The sequence below is a fragment of the Zhongshania sp. genome (assembly GCF_047636175.1).
GTDB lineage: Bacteria > Pseudomonadota > Gammaproteobacteria > Pseudomonadales > Spongiibacteraceae > Spongiibacter.
In genome coordinates, this window is the sequence record NZ_JBLIKC010000026.1 from 1 (window position 1) to 16,394 (window position 16,394).

Here is a 16,394-nt window from a genome sequence, read left to right on the forward strand (position 1 = left end):
GGTATCCAAAGATTGATCGCTACAGCGCAGTTTTTGCCGCCACGGCTGACTTTGCCTTACTGCTGCTTGGCGGTGATCTCAAACGTCGAGAACTGCTCTCTGCGCGCTTAGGTGATGTCCACAGCCAACTTGTTATCGCCTGCGCTATTTTGAAGTTCCACGATCATCAAGCCCCTAGCGAAGCAAATACATTGCACGCAGAATATGCCTTAAAACGCAGCTTTTCCGACTTGAACAAGGCCTTGTTAGGTTTTTATCGGAACATGCCGCAGCGCTGGATGGGGCGGGTATTACAAACAGTATTTTTCCCTTGGGGTCTGCCGAATTTTGAGGTGTCAGATAATGATATTCGCGGTTTGGGCGAGATTATAATGAAGCCTAACGCGGTGCGTAGCATGTTCGCTGAGGCGGTATATATGAGTACCGACGACCAGGATGCGCAAGGGCGTATTCATTGCGCTTTTCAATTGTTAACGGAAATTGACAAGGACTATAACGACTTTCTTGAATATGAGCATCATGGCCGTTTACCCGGGGAGACCATGGCTGAAAAATTACAGCTAGGGGTTAGCCAAGACTTGTTCAGTGAGGAGCAGGCCGCGCGCTTGGCCGAGTATGATGAGCGCCGCTATGACTGTTTACTGACGGATGCCTTTGATGCTCAGTTGAATAATGTGGATGTGCGACCCGTTCGGCCAAAGTCATTGGGGCAGTAAGTGAAGAAGATATTTACCGACCAAAATTTGATGATGGTTGTGCATGTGCAAAATTTATTGGCGACCGCTGGCGTGTCTGCTGAGTTGAGAAATGTCTATGCTGGCGGTGCTTCTGGTAGCTTGGCGTTTACCGATGTTTGGCCGGAGCTGTGGATTGATGCACAGAGCGTGGCGCGGGCAGACGTAGTATTGATACAGATGCGCAGCCAGTCGGAGTCGGTATGGACGTGTTCGGCTTGTGACGAAGAGAATGCGTCGAGCTTCGATTATTGCTGGCAGTGCGGTGAGGCCTCGCCGGAAATAGTGAGTGAGTAGCGCGTGTTCACACGGTAGTGGTTAGATAGATATCATGAAAAATACTAGGGGTAATTGCCTATCAAAAAGCGCAAATGCTTGCGCTATATTGAAAGTTGTCGTCTTTTCGACAATGAGCTTTGTTAAAAGATGATGGGACAGGTCTGGTCTTCTGTTGCGTGAAGATACGACTGATTTTTTGGGGCCTCGCGGCCCCTTTTTTATGGCTAAAAAACGATTACAATTGGCTTATATCCCGCACCGCGCCTTTATCGGCACTGGTGGCCATTTTGGCATAGGCTTTTAGCGCCGCTGACACTTTTCGTGGCCGCTCTTTTACCGGCTTCCAACCCTCGGCGCCTTTGGCGTCCATCGCCTTCCTGCGCTTATTTAGTTCGCTTTCGTCTATCAGCACATTAATACTGCGATTGGGGATGTCGATACGAATGATATCGCCTTGTACTACTAGGCCAATTGCACCGCCGGCTGCGGCTTCTGGTGAGGCGTGACCGATAGATAAGCCAGATGTGCCGCCAGAGAAACGACCATCAGTGAGCAGAGCGCATACTTTGCCTAAATCCTTAGATTTAATATAGCTCGTAGGGTAGAGCATCTCTTGCATACCGGGGCCGCCTTTGGGGCCTTCGTAACGAATAATAACCACATCGCCCGCTTTAACACGGTCGTTGAGAATGTCGTCAACCGCACCTTCCTGGCTCTCGCAAATATGCGCGGGGCCTTCAAAGACCAGTATGCTTTCATCAACGCCCGAGGTTTTAACCACACAACCGTCTTCGGCAATATTGCCATGCAAGACCGCCAAACCACCCTCGGTAGAAAAGGCATGCGCTAGGTTGCGGATACAGCCATTGTCGCGGTCGGCATCTAGGGACGTCCAGCGAGTGTCCTGACTAAAGGCCGTTTGGGTTGGAATGCCTGCTGGGCCAGCCTTGAAGAAGTTTTTCACTGCCTCGTTGTCGGTGGTCATAATATCCCACTGCGCCAGTGCCGCGCCGATCGTGCTGGCGTGAACCGTGGGTAGACTGACATCGATTAAGCCGGCGCGGTCAAGCTCGCCAAGAATAGCGAAGACACCACCTGCTCTATGCACGTCTTCCATGTGGTAGAGCGGGGTATTCGGCGCGACCTTGCAAAGCTGAGGTACTTCACGGGATAGCTCGTCGATATCTTTAAGGGTGAAGTCCAGCTCGGCCTCTTGTGCGGCGGCTAATAAATGCAAGATAGTATTGGTGGACCCGCCCATGGCGATATCCAGTGTCATCGCGTTTTTAAAAGCGCCGTAGGAGGCAATGTTGCGTGGCAGCATCGTCTCGTCATCTTCTTCATAGTAGCGTTTGGTAATCTCGACAATGCGGCGACCAGCTTCCAAGAATAACTTCTTGCGGTCGGCATGTGTGGCCAGCATAGAGCCATTGCCAGGCAGCGACAGACCGAGTGCTTCGGTTAGACAGTTCATCGAGTTAGCAGTGAACATACCAGAGCAAGAGCCACAGGTTGGGCAGGCAGAACGTTCGTACTCAGCGACTTTCTCGTCAGAGGCCGTGTCGTCTACCGCAATGACCATGGCATCGACCAAGTCGAGCTTATGTTCAGACAGTTTGGTTTTGCCTGCCTCCATGGGGCCGCCAGACACGAATACCACGGGGATATTTAGGCGAAGCGCAGCCATCAACATACCTGGGGTGATTTTGTCGCAATTAGAGATACACACCATGGCATCGGCGCAGTGGGCATTGACCATGTATTCCACTGAGTCGGCGATGATATCGCGGCTAGGCAGGCTGTAAAGCATGCCGTCATGACCCATGGCGATACCGTCATCCACCGCTATGGTATTGAACTCTTTGGCAACGCCACCAGCGGCTTCGATTTCACGGGCAACTAATTGGCCCATATCTTTGAGGTGGACGTGGCCGGGGACGAATTGCGTAAAGGAGTTAACCACCGCAATAATAGGCTTATCAAAATCGCCGTCGGTCATGCCAGTAGCGCGCCACAGAGCGCGGGCGCCCGCCATATTGCGGCCGGCGGTGGTGGTTTTTGAACGATAAACAGGCATAAATAATCCTCGTAGGCGGTCGTCAAGCCTTGGCGTGCATCTAGTATAAAGCGCGGCAGTTTAACACAGCGCGGGCTGCCGCCGCATAGTGTCAAACACAGGGTGTTTGCGTCGCTTATGCGTTAATCTGATGATAGTTAGCCGATAATCTACCTTGCTTGAAAATTGGTCAATTCTGATAATGATCTAGCTTATCTAATAAAAGACCTACCACCCTTGGAGTTAAATAATGGATGAAGCCTTAGGCGCAGTAAGCAGCGTCGCACCGGATTGGCTTGGTGAGTGGGGCCCATTTGCGGTACTCATGGTGTTGTTATTCGCTGTATGGCTTTTTACCCGCAAAATCTTTGCGGTACAAAAGGATCACGGCGCAGACATTCGTTATAGGGAGCAGGGCACTAAGCTGGTCTTTCGCTTGAGCGGGGTGTTGTTGGGCATTACCACTTTTCCTATGGATAGCGAACTGCGCGGTCAATTGCTGAGCCTGGTTGGCTTGCTAATGAGCGCGGCAATCGCCCTGTCTTCAACATCGGTGATGGGTAATTTAATGGCGGGATTCATGCTGCGGACGGTGAATAGCTTTCGCGCTGGCGACTATATTGAGTTTCGCAACGAACTCGGACGCGTTTCGCAGCGTGGTTTGCTTCATGTGGAATTTCAGAACGAAACCAGTGAGCTGGTTACCGTGCCGAATCTATTGTTAGTGCAAGAACCCTACAATGTAGTGCGATCGTCCGGGACGGTGGTGTCAGCGGAAGTGTCGCTGGGTTATGACGTCGATCGCCGTGACATTGAAACGGCCTTGCTAAAAGCTATTGAAGCTGCAGAACTTGGCGATGGCTTTGTCCAAATCCGTAATTTGGGCGATTTTTCCGTTAATTACCGGGCCAGTGGCTGGCTTAAGGAAGCGGGTCTATTAGTCAGCGCGCGCTCTCGCCTGCGCGGTAAAATGATCGACGCCTTGCATGATGCCGGTGTTGAGATTGTGTCGCCTTCCTTTATGAATCAGCGACCCTTGCCACCTGAGTTAAAATTTATTCCCAAGCGCAAAAAGGTGATGTATCCAGAGGAAGATAAAAGTGGTCATGCCGAAGAGATTCTCTTTAGCAAGGCCGAGGTTGCTAGCGCAGTTGAAAATTTAGAAGGGAAAATCAAAAAATTAAAGGAAAAATTGAAAACTGAGCCTGAAGAGGGGGCCGAAGAGCTTGATAGGGACGCAGTAAAAGAAGAGCTATCAATCCTGAGCGAAGAGCTTGAGCAGGCACGAGACAATGCCAAGGTAGATGCAGCAAAAGATCGCCACGCCAAGGATGATAGCGACCTTGATGACAGTAATGAGGAAAAAAATATCAAAAAATAGACTAGGATGTAGTGGCCCCTGCTATAAGTAACGCTGCAGCGGTTTCGCGATTATGCTTGCGTTTTGGAGGGTGTTTTGGGTTGGCGAAAGTGTGATTTCAAGAACTATAGCAACGTAGGGCGGATGCGATGGATCACAACAAACACAGAGGTGAAGACCGAGTACCGCATAATGCGAAAAAAATGCTTAATAAATGACAACGTTTGTTATTGAGGCGGTTAGAAAGCTATGACTGGCGGCTTCATTTTATCCGCAGGCCATTATTCCAAGAATTCGTGTTAGTGGTGATTGACTCCGCCGATGAAAAAATAGACATTCTAGAAGAAGATGGCAGTATTGATATGTCGCCAGCTATCAAGCTGCGTGAGTAAAAATAATGAACCAGTATCAGCGTGATAAAGATGGCGCTTACACTCTCGATTTTACAATCAAGTTATTCAAATCATTAGTTAATTTGCGTTTTTATCCAATCGCTTAATGCCAGCCCTGTGCCCATCGGCCAAGGTTTAATATCTTGTACAGGCACAATTTTGTAATCGTCTAACTCGTGATTAAGTTTTACTTCACCAGCCGCTTTTACGTGATAGGCAATAATCACCTGATTTTGCTGTGCGAAGGGATATACGCCAACGAGTGACGTTTCTAGAGCGTGGAGATTAAGCTCTTCCATGGTTTCGCGGCGGGCGCACTCTTCAGGGTCTTCACCGGCCTCTAAAAATCCAGTAATAATAGAGTAAAAGGTTTTTGGCCAGCTCACGTTATGCGCCATCACCACGCCACCTTCCACTTCAACAATCATGGCCACCACGGGCACCGGGTTGTTCCAGAGCACGAATCCACAGCGGGTATCGGGGCAGCCCTTGCGGATTTCATTATCTATTAAAATTTCGGCAATGGGGTTTGCGCATTTGGGGCAGAAATTCATGGTGTGGCCTTGTCGTTATTGTCGTGTAAGATCTTTAGGCTAGAGATTTTGCCACAGACAGGCAGTGTGCGCCCATGTTTACGGCTAAAGTAGTGTCCACAATAGAAACAAATAGTGAGTTGGTATGGATCTGAAATTACAAAATAAGACTGCCTTAGTGACCGGAAGTAATCGCGGCACGGGGGAAGTGATCGCCCAGACCTTAGCAAGAGAAGGCGCGATTGTGGTCTTTCATAGCAATGAAAAAGGCGCTGCGCTTGAGCTGGCGGCCGCAACGCAGTTTGCTCACTCGGTGTGGGGCGATATTGCCACGGCGGCTGGCTGTGAGCAGGTGTTGGCGCAAACTAAAAATGCCGTAGGTGATATCGATATTCTGGTTAATAACTATGGCACGGCGACGGCGGGAAAGTGGGCGGTGAGTGCGACAGATGATTGGCTGGATATGTATCAGAAGAATGTCTTGTCAGCGGCGCGTTTAATCCAAGGTTTAACGCCTGCAATGACCGCCCAAGGCTGGGGTCGAATTGTGCAGTTAGGCACCATCGGTAGCCATCAGCCCAATAATATTATGCCGCATTATTATGCATCTAAAGGCGCTTTGGCGACCATGAGTGTGAGTTTGACCAAAGAGCTTAGTAATACCGGTATCACCGTGAATACCATCTCGCCAGGTTATATTCGTACTGCAGAGTTGGAAGCTGGCTTTCGTCGTCGGGCGGAGAAAAAAGGCTGGGGCGATGATTGGAGTGAGATTGTCAAAAAAATTGTTGAAACTGAGTATCCAAACCCATCTGGCCGTATCGCTGAACGTCAGGAAGTAGCTGATTTGGTGACCTTTATTTGTAGCGATCTAGCCGGATTTATCAACGGACAGAATATTCGTATTGATGGCGGCGCCGTGCGTTATGTATAAGATTCAGCGGCCTTGCTCAGAAAAGTCACTCGGGTAAGAACTCCGCTAACACGCTATCGAGCATGTCATAGCCTCGCGGGCTTGGCTTATATTCACCGTCGGCCTTTTGGAGTAGGCCAGATGACATTAACGCATCTATGGTGCTGGCAATATGTGACCAAGGTAAGCCGCTGCGCTGCTCAAACAATTCGCTTGAAAATCCCTGCTGTAAGCGCAATGCATTCATCATGAACTCTAATGGCAGATCAGCGTTTGCTATCTTAGCGGTCTTGCTACTGCGCGACGGACTGCGCTGCAGGTAATCTTCAGGCTTGCGGGTTTTTTGATAGCGAATAATATCGCCGTTGGCCTGCGTGATTTTTCCGTGCGCGCCAGCACCTATCGCCAGATAATCGCCAAACCGCCAGTAGTTGAGGTTGTGACGTGACTCATGTCCCGCCGTTGCAAACGCAGACACTTCATAGCGCTGAAAACCGGAATAAGACAACGAGTTAACACCGGCACCTTGAATGCGGTGCATCTCGGTTTCCACCGGCAAGCTTGGCGGACGTTTAAAAAATTCAGTATTGGGCTCAATGGTAAGTTGATACCAGCTAATGTGCGGCGCACCGGCATCGATAGCTATTTGTAAATCACGCAAGGCATCGCTCTGGGTTTGGTCATTAAGGCCGTGCATAAGATCGACATTAAAATTATCGAAGCCGGCTTTTTGGGCACAGTGAATGGCACGCAGGGCGTCGTCACTATTGTGTATTCTGCCGAGTTTTTGGAGCTGGCTGGGTTCAAAACTCTGTACGCCAATTGAGAGTCGGTTGACACCTGCATGGCGATAACCGTCAAAGCGGGCTTGCTCCACGGTGCCGGGGTTGGCTTCTAAGGTAATCTCGATATCACGGGCAAAATCTATGCGCGCACGCAATTTGGCAAACAGTGTTTGGTAAGCTTGAGGGCTAAATAAACTGGGTGTGCCGCCGCCAATGAAAATGCTTTGCAGTTCGCGGCCCTGAATAAAATCCAGATCCTGATCGAGATCCTCGAGCATGGCGTCAATATAGGCCTGCTCGGGGAGTTCCCCCTTTTGTTCGTGGGAATTAAAGTCGCAGTAGGGGCATTTGCGCACACACCAGGGAATGTGGATATATAGCGATAAGGGCACCGCTCTCAGTAGGCTTGATCCGGTGCTCAGGGTAGATAATGTGTAATTTTTCATAGCCTGACTTTACTTGTGCTGGCCTGCTGCGGGCGCCAAGTTTAGCATTATTAAGCGAGCTGTTTTTACCTTCTAGCGCAGTTAATAATGGCCTGATTGGTATTCGATGGGTTTTGTAGGCTTGCTGCAAGCCTTGGTCTTGTCCTCGTTGGGCGACGTACTTTCTTTTTGCTTGGCCCAAAAATAAAGTAAGCAGAGGAACGGCACACCCGTGGATCACTGTCGATGGCGAAAAGCGCCATCGATGTAACTCGGAGCATCCTGCCCCCTCGGGCTAAAGGCCGCCTCTACGGGCGTTCAAAACGGCAATCCTGCCGTTTTGTCTTGCGCGCTTCATAAGTAACGGCGCCTCCATCGTGCCCCGGAAATAACTCGCCTTCGGCTCAAACAGTTTCCCGCTTAATCCCGTACTTGCTGGAGTGCTCAGCGGTGCTGAAGGGGATTGGGGTAAGCTGCGAGTATCGAGGTGATATGAAATTATTTGTCTAATGTCAGAAGGTGGCACCATCCTAAACCCCACTTTTGAATTCAACGAGCACCGCAGAAATTAAAGCGATGTTTTTAGCGAGGATTGTCTGAGCCGAAGGCGTGTTTTGCAGCGATCCCATTGGATTTTTGCGAGTGGCGGGTACCCGAAGGGCGAGTGATAGCGGATGAATTTCCTACTTACTTCTTTTTACGCAAAAAGAAAGTAAGTCGCCCAGCGATGGCGAAACGAAGGCTAGAAGAAAGCCCTAACAATATTATATAGAATGATCTTCAAGCTTGGGATTTGCTAATTGGCCGTGCAGAACGGTGAGCTTAGCTCAGCCCCAATTTGTCCCAAATATCATCTATCTTTTGGATGATAACAGGATCTTTTACAATCGGTCGGCCCCATTCGCGGGTAGTTTCGCCACCCATTTTGTTGGTGGCGTCCATTCCCATTTTGGAGCCTAGGCCCGAGACTGGTGAGGCAAAATCGAGATAATCGATAGGTGTATTTTCAACCAGTACGGTATCGCGTGCGGGGTCCATACGGGTGGTAATCGCCCAAATAACATCGTTCCAGTCGCGGGCGTTTATATCGTCGTCGCAAATAATAACGAATTTAGTGTACATAAACTGGCGTAAGAACGACCACACACCAAACATGACGCGCTTGGCATGACCGGGGTATTGTTTTTTGATGGTCACCACCGCCATGCGGTATGAGCAGCCTTCCGGTGGCAGATAAAAATCGACAATTTCTGGAAACTGGCGCTGTAGTAGCGGTACCAAGACTTCGTTTAGGGCAACACCGAGTACAGCCGGCTCATCGGGTGGCCGACCGGTATACGTGCTGTGATAAATCGGCTGCTTGCGATGGCTGATATGGGTGACAGTGAATACCGGAAAGCTATCTACTTCGTTGTAGTAGCCGGTATGGTCTCCATAGGGACCCTCGTCCGCCATTTCTTGGGGGTCGATATAGCCTTCAAGAATAAATTCGGCGCTTGCCGGCACCTGTAAATTATTACTTAGACACTCGGTGATTTCGGTTTTACTGCCCCTTAACAAGCCCGCGAATGCGTATTCGCTCAAGGTGTCTGGTACCGGTGTGACCGCGCCGAGGGTGGTAGCGGGGTCTGCACCCAGTGCGACCGATACTGGAAACCGTTCGCCGGGATGAGTCTCTTTAAATTCTTGGAAGTCTAAGGCACCACCGCGATGAGATAGCCAGCGCATAATCAGCTTATTCTTGCCGATCAATTGCATGCGATAAATGCCGAGATTTTGCCGTTCTTTATTAGGGCCGCGAGTAATGACAAGAGGCCAGGTAATAAGCGGCGCGGCGTCGTCTGGCCAGCAGGTTTGGATGGGCAGGGTGTTTAGATCAACAGCATCGCCTTCAATGACGCATTCCTGGCAGGCGGCATTACTCACCATTTTTTGACCCATATTCAAAACTTGCTTGAATATCGGTAGCTTGCTCCAGGCGTCGCGCAATCCTGTAGGGGGATCGGGCTGGCGCAAAAAAGCGAGTAACTCACCTACTTCATGCAAGGCCTTAACATCGTCCTTACCCATGCCCATGGCTACACGCTTGTCGGTGCCAAATAAATTTGCTAGAACCGGAATGCTGTAGCCAATAGGGTTTTCAAATAACAGGGCTGGACCGCCGGCACGCAGCACGCGGTCGCAGATCTCGGTCATTTCCAGATTTGGATCAACAGGATAGCTGATGCGTTTCAGCTCACCCTGCTTCTCTAAATGCCGAATAAATTCTCTGAGATCTTTATACATAAGCTCGACGTGGTTGGTGGATATGGAGAGTCAGTAAGTTTGTACGGCTCGATCGATCGATTGGCCTCACCGCACAGGAATTTATTTACTTCCGTTTCATTGAATCGAAGAATTCTGCATTAGTCTTGGTGTCTTTGAGTTTGTCGATTAAGAACTCAATGGCAGCGGTGTCTTCCATGCTGTGCAATAATTTACGCAGTATCCACATTCTTGCTAATTCTTCTTCACCAGTCAGCAGTTCTTCGCGACGGGTGCCTGAACGACGAATATTGATAGCTGGGTAGACGCGTTTCTCGGCGATTTTGCGGTCGAGATGTAGCTCGTTATTACCTGTGCCTTTAAATTCTTCGTAAATAACTTCGTCCATTTTCGAGCCGGTATCGATCAAAGCCGTCGCGATTATGGATAAGCTACCGCCTTCTTCAACGTTACGTGCAGCGCCGAAGAAACGCTTTGGACGCTCTAGGGCGTGGGCGTCAACACCGCCGGTTAGTACTTTGCCAGAGCTGGGAACGATGGTGTTGTAGGCTCGGGCGAGACGGGTGATCGAATCCAGCAGAATTACCACGTCGCGTTTGTGTTCTACCAGACGCTTGGCTTTTTCAATAACCATTTCGGCTACTTGGACGTGACGGGCTGGTGGCTCGTCAAAGGTAGACGCAACAACTTCGGCGCCACGAACACCTACCGAGCGTTGCATCTCGGTAACTTCCTCTGGGCGTTCGTCGATCAGCAAAACGATGACATAACACTCTGGGTTGTTGCGGATTATGCTCGCTGCAATGTTCTGCAACATCAATGTCTTACCCGCTTTTGGCGGCGCGACTATCAAACCGCGTTGCCCCTTACCGATGGGGGCAGCCAAGTCGATGATGCGACCGGTTAAATCCTCGGTTGAGCCAGTACCTAATTCTAATGTCAGGCGCTCATTTGCGAATAACGGAGTAAGGTTTTCGAATAGAATTTTGTTTTTAGATTGTTCTGGACGGGTGAAGTTAACTTCGTCGACTTTTAATAATGCAAAGTAGCGTTCGCCTTCTTTGGGCGGGCGGATCTTGCCGGCTATGCTATCGCCAGTGCGCAGATTAAAGCGTCTGATCTGGCTAGGAGATACGTAAATATCGTCTGGGCCTGCTAAGTAGGAGCAGTCCGCAGATCGCAAGAAGCCGAAGCCGTCCTGCAAGATTTCCAAGACGCCATCGCCATGAATATCTTCACCACTTTTGGCGTGGCGTTTGAGGATGGAGAAGATAATGTCTTGTTTACGAGAGCGGGCAACATTTTCTAGGCCGCTTTCTTTGGCAATATCGAGTAATTCTTGGGCTGATTTTGTTTTTAGATCGGTCAGATTCATAGGTATATGGGTTAGTGGTATCAATTAGACAGGATATGAGCGAGACGTGGGAACGACAAAAACTGCTATGCCGGGACGCACTCGACGAGTTAAGCTGAAGCGAATATAAGGTTATTTATTGGGTATTGTTTGAAGAATCTCGCGCACTCTAGCACTGAAAAGACAGGTCGTCCAGCTTTTAGAGTAAGCCCGTACAGTTAAATTTGTACAGGCTGCGATAGCACTACAGTGCTGAGTTTACGAAATCTAGCAGCTGTGTTTTAGACAGAGCGCCAACTTTAGTCGCCTCTGCATTGCCACCTTTGAAAATCATCAGTGTTGGGATGCCGCGAACGCTGAACTTAGCTGGCGTATCACTGTTGGCATCAACATCGATTTTGCAGATTTTCAATTTCCCAGCAAACTCGCCGGAAATCTCATCAAGAATGGGGGCTATCATTTTACATGGGCCACACCACTCAGCCCAGAAATCGACCAGTACAGGCAAATCAGACTTAAGCACGTCTTCGTCAAAGCTGCTGTCGGTGACGTGAACGATGTTGTCGCTCATGTTTAGTTCTCCGAATAAGAAAATCACAAAATATAGAACGTGCGATGATAACACAGGAATTAACGGGATGTGAAAAGGGGTAACAATGTGAATTTGGCCGTTGGCTCGTATTTAGCGGCTATCGACATGGGCTCGAATAGCTTTCATTTGCTGATCGTACAGCTCGAGTTTGATGGTTGGCGAGTTATTTATACCGAAGAGCGTCGGGTGCAGCTGGCGGCAGGTAGCGACATGGGCCGCCTGCAATCTGAGGCTCAGCACCGCGCACTGCAGTGCTTGCGTGATTATAAAGAAATCATCGCTCGCTACGGTATTTCTGAATTACACGCCGTGGCTACGGCGTCTCTGCGCGACGTAAGTAATGCCGAGCCTTTTTTATCTGCAGTTGAAGGCGAGTTGGGAGTGCGCCCCATTATTATTAGTGGTAAGCGAGAGGCCGAGCTGGTTTTCCGTGGTGTGACCGCGGGCTTGCTATCTCCTAATGATGGCCAATACTTGGTTGTGGATATTGGTGGTGGCAGCACCGAACTTGCCTGGGGTTCTGCGACGCAGATGCATGGGGGAGTCAGTGTTGACGTTGGCTGCTTACGTTATTTACGCTATTTTCCCGGTGGTGAGTTGCAACGGCAGTATTTTGCTGCGGCCCGCGACGCTGCCGCAAAAAGCTTCCGCCATGCGCTTGCTGACTTTCCAGCGTCATTTGCCGCGTCGCCACCTCAGGTGATTGCCTGTTCCGGCACTGCATTGGCAGTGGAGCAGGTGCTGATGGCGCAGCCAGAGTATCCGCAAAGCGCGAGTATTCGCTTAATGGAATTACGGACCCTGGCGGCCGATTTATCGTTTTTTAACTCAGTAGAAGAAGTCCATTATCCGGGCTTAGCAGAAGATCGGCGGTCTATTTTTGCCTCGGGAGTTGCTATTGTTTTGGCGCTGTTTGAGGTTTTAAATATTGATACCATGCTAGTTTCGCAACGCGGACTGCGTGAGGGTATCATCGAAAATCGGCTCGCTAAAAGCGGGCTAAAATGTCAGCAAGGGGGGCAGCAATAATGAAAAAAGTCGCACTGATATTATCTGGTTGTGGGGTTTACGATGGCTCTGAAATTTATGAGTCGGTACTTACAATGTTGTCCTTAGAGAATCATGGCGCCAGCTACCAGTGCTTTGCGCCGAATGTGGAGCAACTTCACGTTATTAACCACTTAGTGGGTGAGGTGGCCGAGGGTGAGAGTCGCAATGTACTGGTTGAATCGGCGCGGTTGGCGCGCGGCGAGGTAAAAGACTTGGCGGACGCGCAGGCAGCGGATTTTGATGCAGTTATTGTTCCCGGTGGTTTTGGTGCGGCTAAGAACTTGTCAGATTTTGCAGTTAATGGCGCGGCTATGAGCGTGCAAGAAGATGTGTTGCAGTTTATTCAGGCCATGCACAAAGCCGGTAAGCCTACCGGTTTGATATGTATTGCACCCACCATGGCGGCGCGAATTTTTGGCGACGGGGTAAAATGTACGGTGGGTAATGACGCTGATGTCGCCGCGGCAATCACCAGTATGGGTGGACTTCATCAGGCGTGCGCAGTCGATGAGGTATGTATTGACGAGAAAATGAAGTTGGTCACAACCCCCGCGTATATGTTGGCGGCTAGCATTGCCGAAGCCGCTAAAGGTATTAATCGCTGTGTGCGTGAAGTGCTAAATATGGCTTAGCGCAGATGTGCTAGCTGGGTATGGTATTGGAGCGCGAAAAAGCGCGCTCTCTCCGCCGGTTTAAGCCTCGCATTGGCGGCATGGAAAACCAAAATTAGCGGTTTGCTCGGTCTTTAATGTGGGGTTTTTAGTTTGCGGCTGGTCTGTTGATGCGCTGGCCGTTATGCTTGCCGCATTTGCTTGAGCATGGGAATGCCTCTCCGATATGCCTCGATTTTTATACAGTGTCTTTTTTTATCTGATCTTGCCGTTGGTGGTGCTGCGCCTACTTTGGCGTGGCCGGCAGGCGCCGGCTTATCGACGTCGTATTGCTGAGCGCTTCGGTTTTTTTAAGGCTCCTACCCAAAAAAATGGTCTTTGGGTGCACGCGGTTTCCGTCGGTGAGAGTATCGCTGCCGCACCAGTCATTGAGCATTTTTTGGCTACACATCCGAATTTGCCCGTGGTGGTAACCACCATGACTCCAACTGGCTCTGAGCGTGTGAGGGCGATGTTTGGCGACCGAGTGTTCCATGTTTATGCGCCCTATGATTTACCCGATGCGGTTGAGCGATTTCTCAAGCGGGTGCGGCCCAGCGTGGCCGTTATTATGGAAACTGAGATTTGGCCTAATATGGTCTGCCAGACGGCGGCCAAGGGTATTCCGGTAATATTGGCGAATGCGCGTCTATCGGCCCGCTCCGCGCGCGGTTATTCGCGATTATCATCATTAACGCAGTCGGTCTTTTCGCGGTTTTCTCAGGTGGTGGCGCAGTCAGCCGATGATGGTGCGCGATTTGTGAGCCTTGGGGTGGCGGCTGAAAAAATGACGGTCTCCGGCAGTATTAAGTTTGACTTAGCTATTTCCCGATCACTTCGTGACCAAGCTAGCACATTGCGTGAGCAGTGGCTTGGATCTCGGCCGGTGTGGATAGCGGCTAGCACCCATGCTGGTGAGGATGAAATATTACTGGCGGCGCACCGCAGCTTATTGCTGCAGGAGCCCAGTGCGCTATTGCTATTAGTGCCAAGGCATCCTGAGCGCTTCGGCAAGGTTGCCGAGCTGATAGCCGTAAACGACTTCAATTTCCAACGTCGCAGTGATTATCAAGATGGTATTTGCGCTGGCAATACCCAGGTGATTTTGGGCGATACCATGGGTGAGTTACTGCTATTGCTCGGTTGTGCGGATATTGCCTTTGTTGGCGGTAGTCTTATCGAGCATGGCGGTCACAATGCCTTAGAACCAGCGGCGTGGGGCCTGCCAGTGCTAAGTGGGCCTAGCGATTTTAACTTTGCAGAGATTAGTGCCTTGTTAGAGGCTGCGGGCGGTTTGAGGAAGGTTGCCGATCGCGAGGCGCTGGCAGTTGAGTTGCAGCGGCTGTTTGCCAGTGCAGACTGCGCGCAACAGCAAGGGGCAGCGGCAAAGCAGGTGGTGGATAATAATCGGGGAGCTTTGCAGCGCTTGCTTGCTGTAATCAAACAAGCGCTGTTAGAGTGCGAGACCGTTTAAGGCCTGTGCTGGGGTTATTCTGCGCTTAGCTATTATTGCTTAATGACACCGGCTTAGGTCGTTTTAGTGACTTGTTGAGGCCAATGATGTCACTTGGACTGAGCGTGCCGGCATTCAATTTCAACTTCAATACATCAAGAACGTAGTCATAACGCGCGTTAGTGTAGTCGCGTATTGCTCCATATAAACGACGTTGGGCTTCCAGCACGTCCACAATATTTCGTGTTCCTACTTCATAGCCAGCCTTGGTGGCATCCAGTGCGCTTCTGGTCGAGATAATGTTTTGGCTGCGCGCCTTGACGATTTGAACATCTGTGTAGACGGCGATGTGCTGCGCGCGAGTGTCGGTAATGACTTGGCGCTGGGTGGCCTGGGCATTGTAGGTGGCCGCATTGTATTGCTCATAAGCCTGACGACGGCCTGCGCTGATACCGCCACCGGTAAATAGAGGCATTGTTAAGGTGATGCGAAGCGCCTCAGATTCACTGTTGGCGTCAGGTGGTAGCGCGAAGGTGCTGCTAGGATTGAAGCGTGTCGTGCCGTCTAGATTATCTTTGTTGGCGGTAAAGCTACCGACTATTTTAGGTAGGTGCTCCATTTTTTTGGACTGTGCTGACTGGTAGGCTGAGCTTGCACCGGCGTTTGAAACTTGCAGCAGCTTGTTATTGGCCAGAGCAAAATCTACCCATTTGGCTCGGTCCGCCGGTTCGGGCATCACAATAGGGAAGTCGGATTTTAAGGACCACAGATTATTGTGTACTTGGCCGGTTAAGTTGCTTAGATTTTCCCTCGCGATAGCCAGCGTTCCTTCAAAACCTAGACGCTGAGCCACTGTGCCGTCGAAAACGGCGCGGGCTTCATGAACGTCGGTAATGGCAATCAGCCCCACATCAAAGCGCTGTTGGGTCTGTTCAAGTTGGCGTTTTGCAGCGCGCTCTTCCGCTTTGGAGGCGTCTAGGTTTTCACGGCCGCGCAGGACATTGAAATAGGCCTCTGCGGTGCGCACGATCAGTTGCTGTTGGTCATAGGCTAACTGGGCTTCGGCTTGCTCTGAGATTTTTTTGCCAGCCTGAAAAGTAAACCATGCGGGCAAATCGAAAATTGCCTGACTTAGTGACACAGAATAGGACTCGGTTTCGCTGTCAGTCGATGATTTTTGATCGATGACCTCAGTCGATGATTGTTGATCGATGATCGTAGCGGGGCCAAAGTTTGAGGTGGTGATGCCTTTTCGCTGTGATTCACTTTCAGTGTCTTGGTAAAACGCTTGCGCAGTAACTTGGGGCAGCAGTGCGGCGCGGCTTAAATTCTTGGCTTCGATATTGGCGCGGTAACTCGCTTTGGCGGCTTGAAGCTGCGGATCATTTTTAACCGCGAGTTCGTATACATCTAGTAAAGTGTCGGCGCGGACAAGTTGGCTGCTAAATATTACAGCAATTGAAATACTGATAAGATGACGTTTGGCAATCATAAATGTAACCTGTCCCCAAAGAGCGAAGGTGTAAAGCGCCAAAGTGTATCAAACTAACGCG

14 protein-coding genes are annotated in these 16,394 nt (G+C 50.2%); 7 read left to right on the forward strand and 7 right to left on the reverse strand.

The genetic code is table 11. The annotated features are described in order from the left end of the window. Together ACI955_RS14265 and ACI955_RS14270 are read left to right on the forward strand one after the other, a co-directional pair. The coding region (locus ACI955_RS14265) for an acyl-CoA dehydrogenase domain-containing protein (RefSeq protein WP_415244417.1) at positions 1–716 on the forward strand (716 nt) is incomplete at its 5' end. Beyond that, positions 717–1,031: a putative signal transducing protein gene (locus ACI955_RS14270; RefSeq protein ID WP_415244418.1), complete on the forward strand. Its 315-nt coding sequence runs from the start codon at positions 717–719 to the stop codon at positions 1,029–1,031. A gap of 217 nt (positions 1,032–1,248) precedes the next feature. Here the strand turns inward: ACI955_RS14270 and ilvD are convergent, their stop codons facing one another. After that, positions 1,249–3,090: a dihydroxy-acid dehydratase gene (gene ilvD / locus ACI955_RS14275; RefSeq protein ID WP_415244419.1), complete on the reverse strand. Its 1,842-nt coding sequence runs from the start codon at positions 3,088–3,090 to the stop codon at positions 1,249–1,251. Between the two features lie 229 nt (positions 3,091–3,319). Between ilvD and ACI955_RS14280 the strand changes: the two genes are divergently transcribed. After that, positions 3,320–4,450: a mechanosensitive ion channel family protein gene (locus tag ACI955_RS14280; RefSeq protein ID WP_415244420.1), complete on the forward strand. Its 1,131-nt coding sequence runs from the start codon at positions 3,320–3,322 to the stop codon at positions 4,448–4,450. 445 nt (positions 4,451–4,895) lie between these two features. Here ACI955_RS14280 and ACI955_RS14285 read toward each other — a convergent pair whose 3' ends face one another. Beyond that, positions 4,896–5,375, reverse strand: coding sequence for an NUDIX domain-containing protein (locus tag ACI955_RS14285; RefSeq protein WP_415244421.1), 480 nt, complete (start codon positions 5,373–5,375; stop codon positions 4,896–4,898). A gap of 124 nt (positions 5,376–5,499) precedes the next feature. Between ACI955_RS14285 and ACI955_RS14290 the strand changes: the two genes are divergently transcribed. Next, positions 5,500–6,288 carry an SDR family NAD(P)-dependent oxidoreductase gene (locus tag ACI955_RS14290; RefSeq protein ID WP_415244422.1) on the forward strand — a complete coding sequence of 263 codons (789 nt, stop codon included), beginning with the start codon at positions 5,500–5,502 and terminating at the stop codon, positions 6,286–6,288. 25 nt (positions 6,289–6,313) lie between these two features. Here the strand turns inward: ACI955_RS14290 and hemW are convergent, their stop codons facing one another. From hemW to trxA, 4 genes are all read right to left on the reverse strand, one after another. Then, on the reverse strand, positions 6,314–7,498 hold the full coding sequence (hemW, locus tag ACI955_RS14295) for a radical SAM family heme chaperone HemW (RefSeq protein WP_415244423.1): 1,185 nt from the start codon (positions 7,496–7,498) through the stop codon (positions 6,314–6,316). Positions 7,499–8,299: 801 nt separating this feature from the next. Next, on the reverse strand, positions 8,300–9,763 hold the full coding sequence (gene ubiD, locus ACI955_RS14300; protein ID WP_415244424.1) for a 4-hydroxy-3-polyprenylbenzoate decarboxylase: 1,464 nt from the start codon (positions 9,761–9,763) through the stop codon (positions 8,300–8,302). 85 nt (positions 9,764–9,848) lie between these two features. Continuing rightward, positions 9,849–11,117: a transcription termination factor Rho gene (gene rho / locus ACI955_RS14305; RefSeq protein WP_415244425.1), complete on the reverse strand. Its 1,269-nt coding sequence runs from the start codon at positions 11,115–11,117 to the stop codon at positions 9,849–9,851. A gap of 223 nt (positions 11,118–11,340) precedes the next feature. Further along, entirely contained in the window at positions 11,341–11,667 is a 327-nt protein-coding gene (gene trxA, locus ACI955_RS14310; RefSeq protein ID WP_368374461.1) for a thioredoxin TrxA, read from the reverse strand. A gap of 69 nt (positions 11,668–11,736) precedes the next feature. Here trxA and ACI955_RS14315 point away from each other — a divergent pair, with 69 nt between their 5' ends. From ACI955_RS14315 to waaA, 3 genes are all read left to right on the forward strand, one after another. Beyond that, entirely contained in the window at positions 11,737–12,717 is a 981-nt protein-coding gene (locus tag ACI955_RS14315; RefSeq protein WP_415244426.1) for a Ppx/GppA phosphatase family protein, read from the forward strand. Continuing rightward, positions 12,717–13,370: an isoprenoid biosynthesis glyoxalase ElbB gene (elbB, locus tag ACI955_RS14320; RefSeq protein WP_415244427.1), complete on the forward strand. Its 654-nt coding sequence runs from the start codon at positions 12,717–12,719 to the stop codon at positions 13,368–13,370. Before ACI955_RS14315 ends, elbB begins: the two co-directional genes overlap by 1 nt. Positions 13,371–13,575: 205 nt before the next feature. Next, entirely contained in the window at positions 13,576–14,862 is a 1,287-nt protein-coding gene (gene waaA, locus ACI955_RS14325; protein ID WP_415244428.1) for a lipid IV(A) 3-deoxy-D-manno-octulosonic acid transferase, read from the forward strand. A 25-nt stretch (positions 14,863–14,887) separates the two neighbouring features. Here waaA and ACI955_RS14330 read toward each other — a convergent pair whose 3' ends face one another. Continuing rightward, on the reverse strand, positions 14,888–16,333 hold the full coding sequence (locus tag ACI955_RS14330; protein ID WP_415244429.1) for a TolC family outer membrane protein: 1,446 nt from the start codon (positions 16,331–16,333) through the stop codon (positions 14,888–14,890). Positions 16,334–16,394: the final 61 nt, after the last annotated feature.

Coding starts and splice junctions, on each gene's coding strand:
- ACI955_RS14285 (WP_415244421.1), bottom strand. CDS start 5,375: ATGAATTTCTGCCCCAAATGCGCAAACCCCATTGCCGAAATTTTAATA.
- ubiD (WP_415244424.1), bottom strand. CDS start 9,763: ATGTATAAAGATCTCAGAGAATTTATTCGGCATTTAGAGAAGCAGGGT.
- elbB (WP_415244427.1), top strand. CDS start 12,717: ATGAAAAAAGTCGCACTGATATTATCTGGTTGTGGGGTTTACGATGGC.
- hemW (WP_415244423.1), bottom strand. CDS start 7,498: ATGAAAAATTACACATTATCTACCCTGAGCACCGGATCAAGCCTACTG.
- waaA (WP_415244428.1), top strand. CDS start 13,576: ATGCCTCGATTTTTATACAGTGTCTTTTTTTATCTGATCTTGCCGTTG.
- ilvD (WP_415244419.1), bottom strand. CDS start 3,090: ATGCCTGTTTATCGTTCAAAAACCACCACCGCCGGCCGCAATATGGCG.
- ACI955_RS14290 (WP_415244422.1), top strand. CDS start 5,500: ATGGATCTGAAATTACAAAATAAGACTGCCTTAGTGACCGGAAGTAAT.
- ACI955_RS14330 (WP_415244429.1), bottom strand. CDS start 16,333: ATGATTGCCAAACGTCATCTTATCAGTATTTCAATTGCTGTAATATTT.
- ACI955_RS14280 (WP_415244420.1), top strand. CDS start 3,320: ATGGATGAAGCCTTAGGCGCAGTAAGCAGCGTCGCACCGGATTGGCTT.
- rho (WP_415244425.1), bottom strand. CDS start 11,117: ATGAATCTGACCGATCTAAAAACAAAATCAGCCCAAGAATTACTCGAT.
- trxA (WP_368374461.1), bottom strand. CDS start 11,667: ATGAGCGACAACATCGTTCACGTCACCGACAGCAGCTTTGACGAAGAC.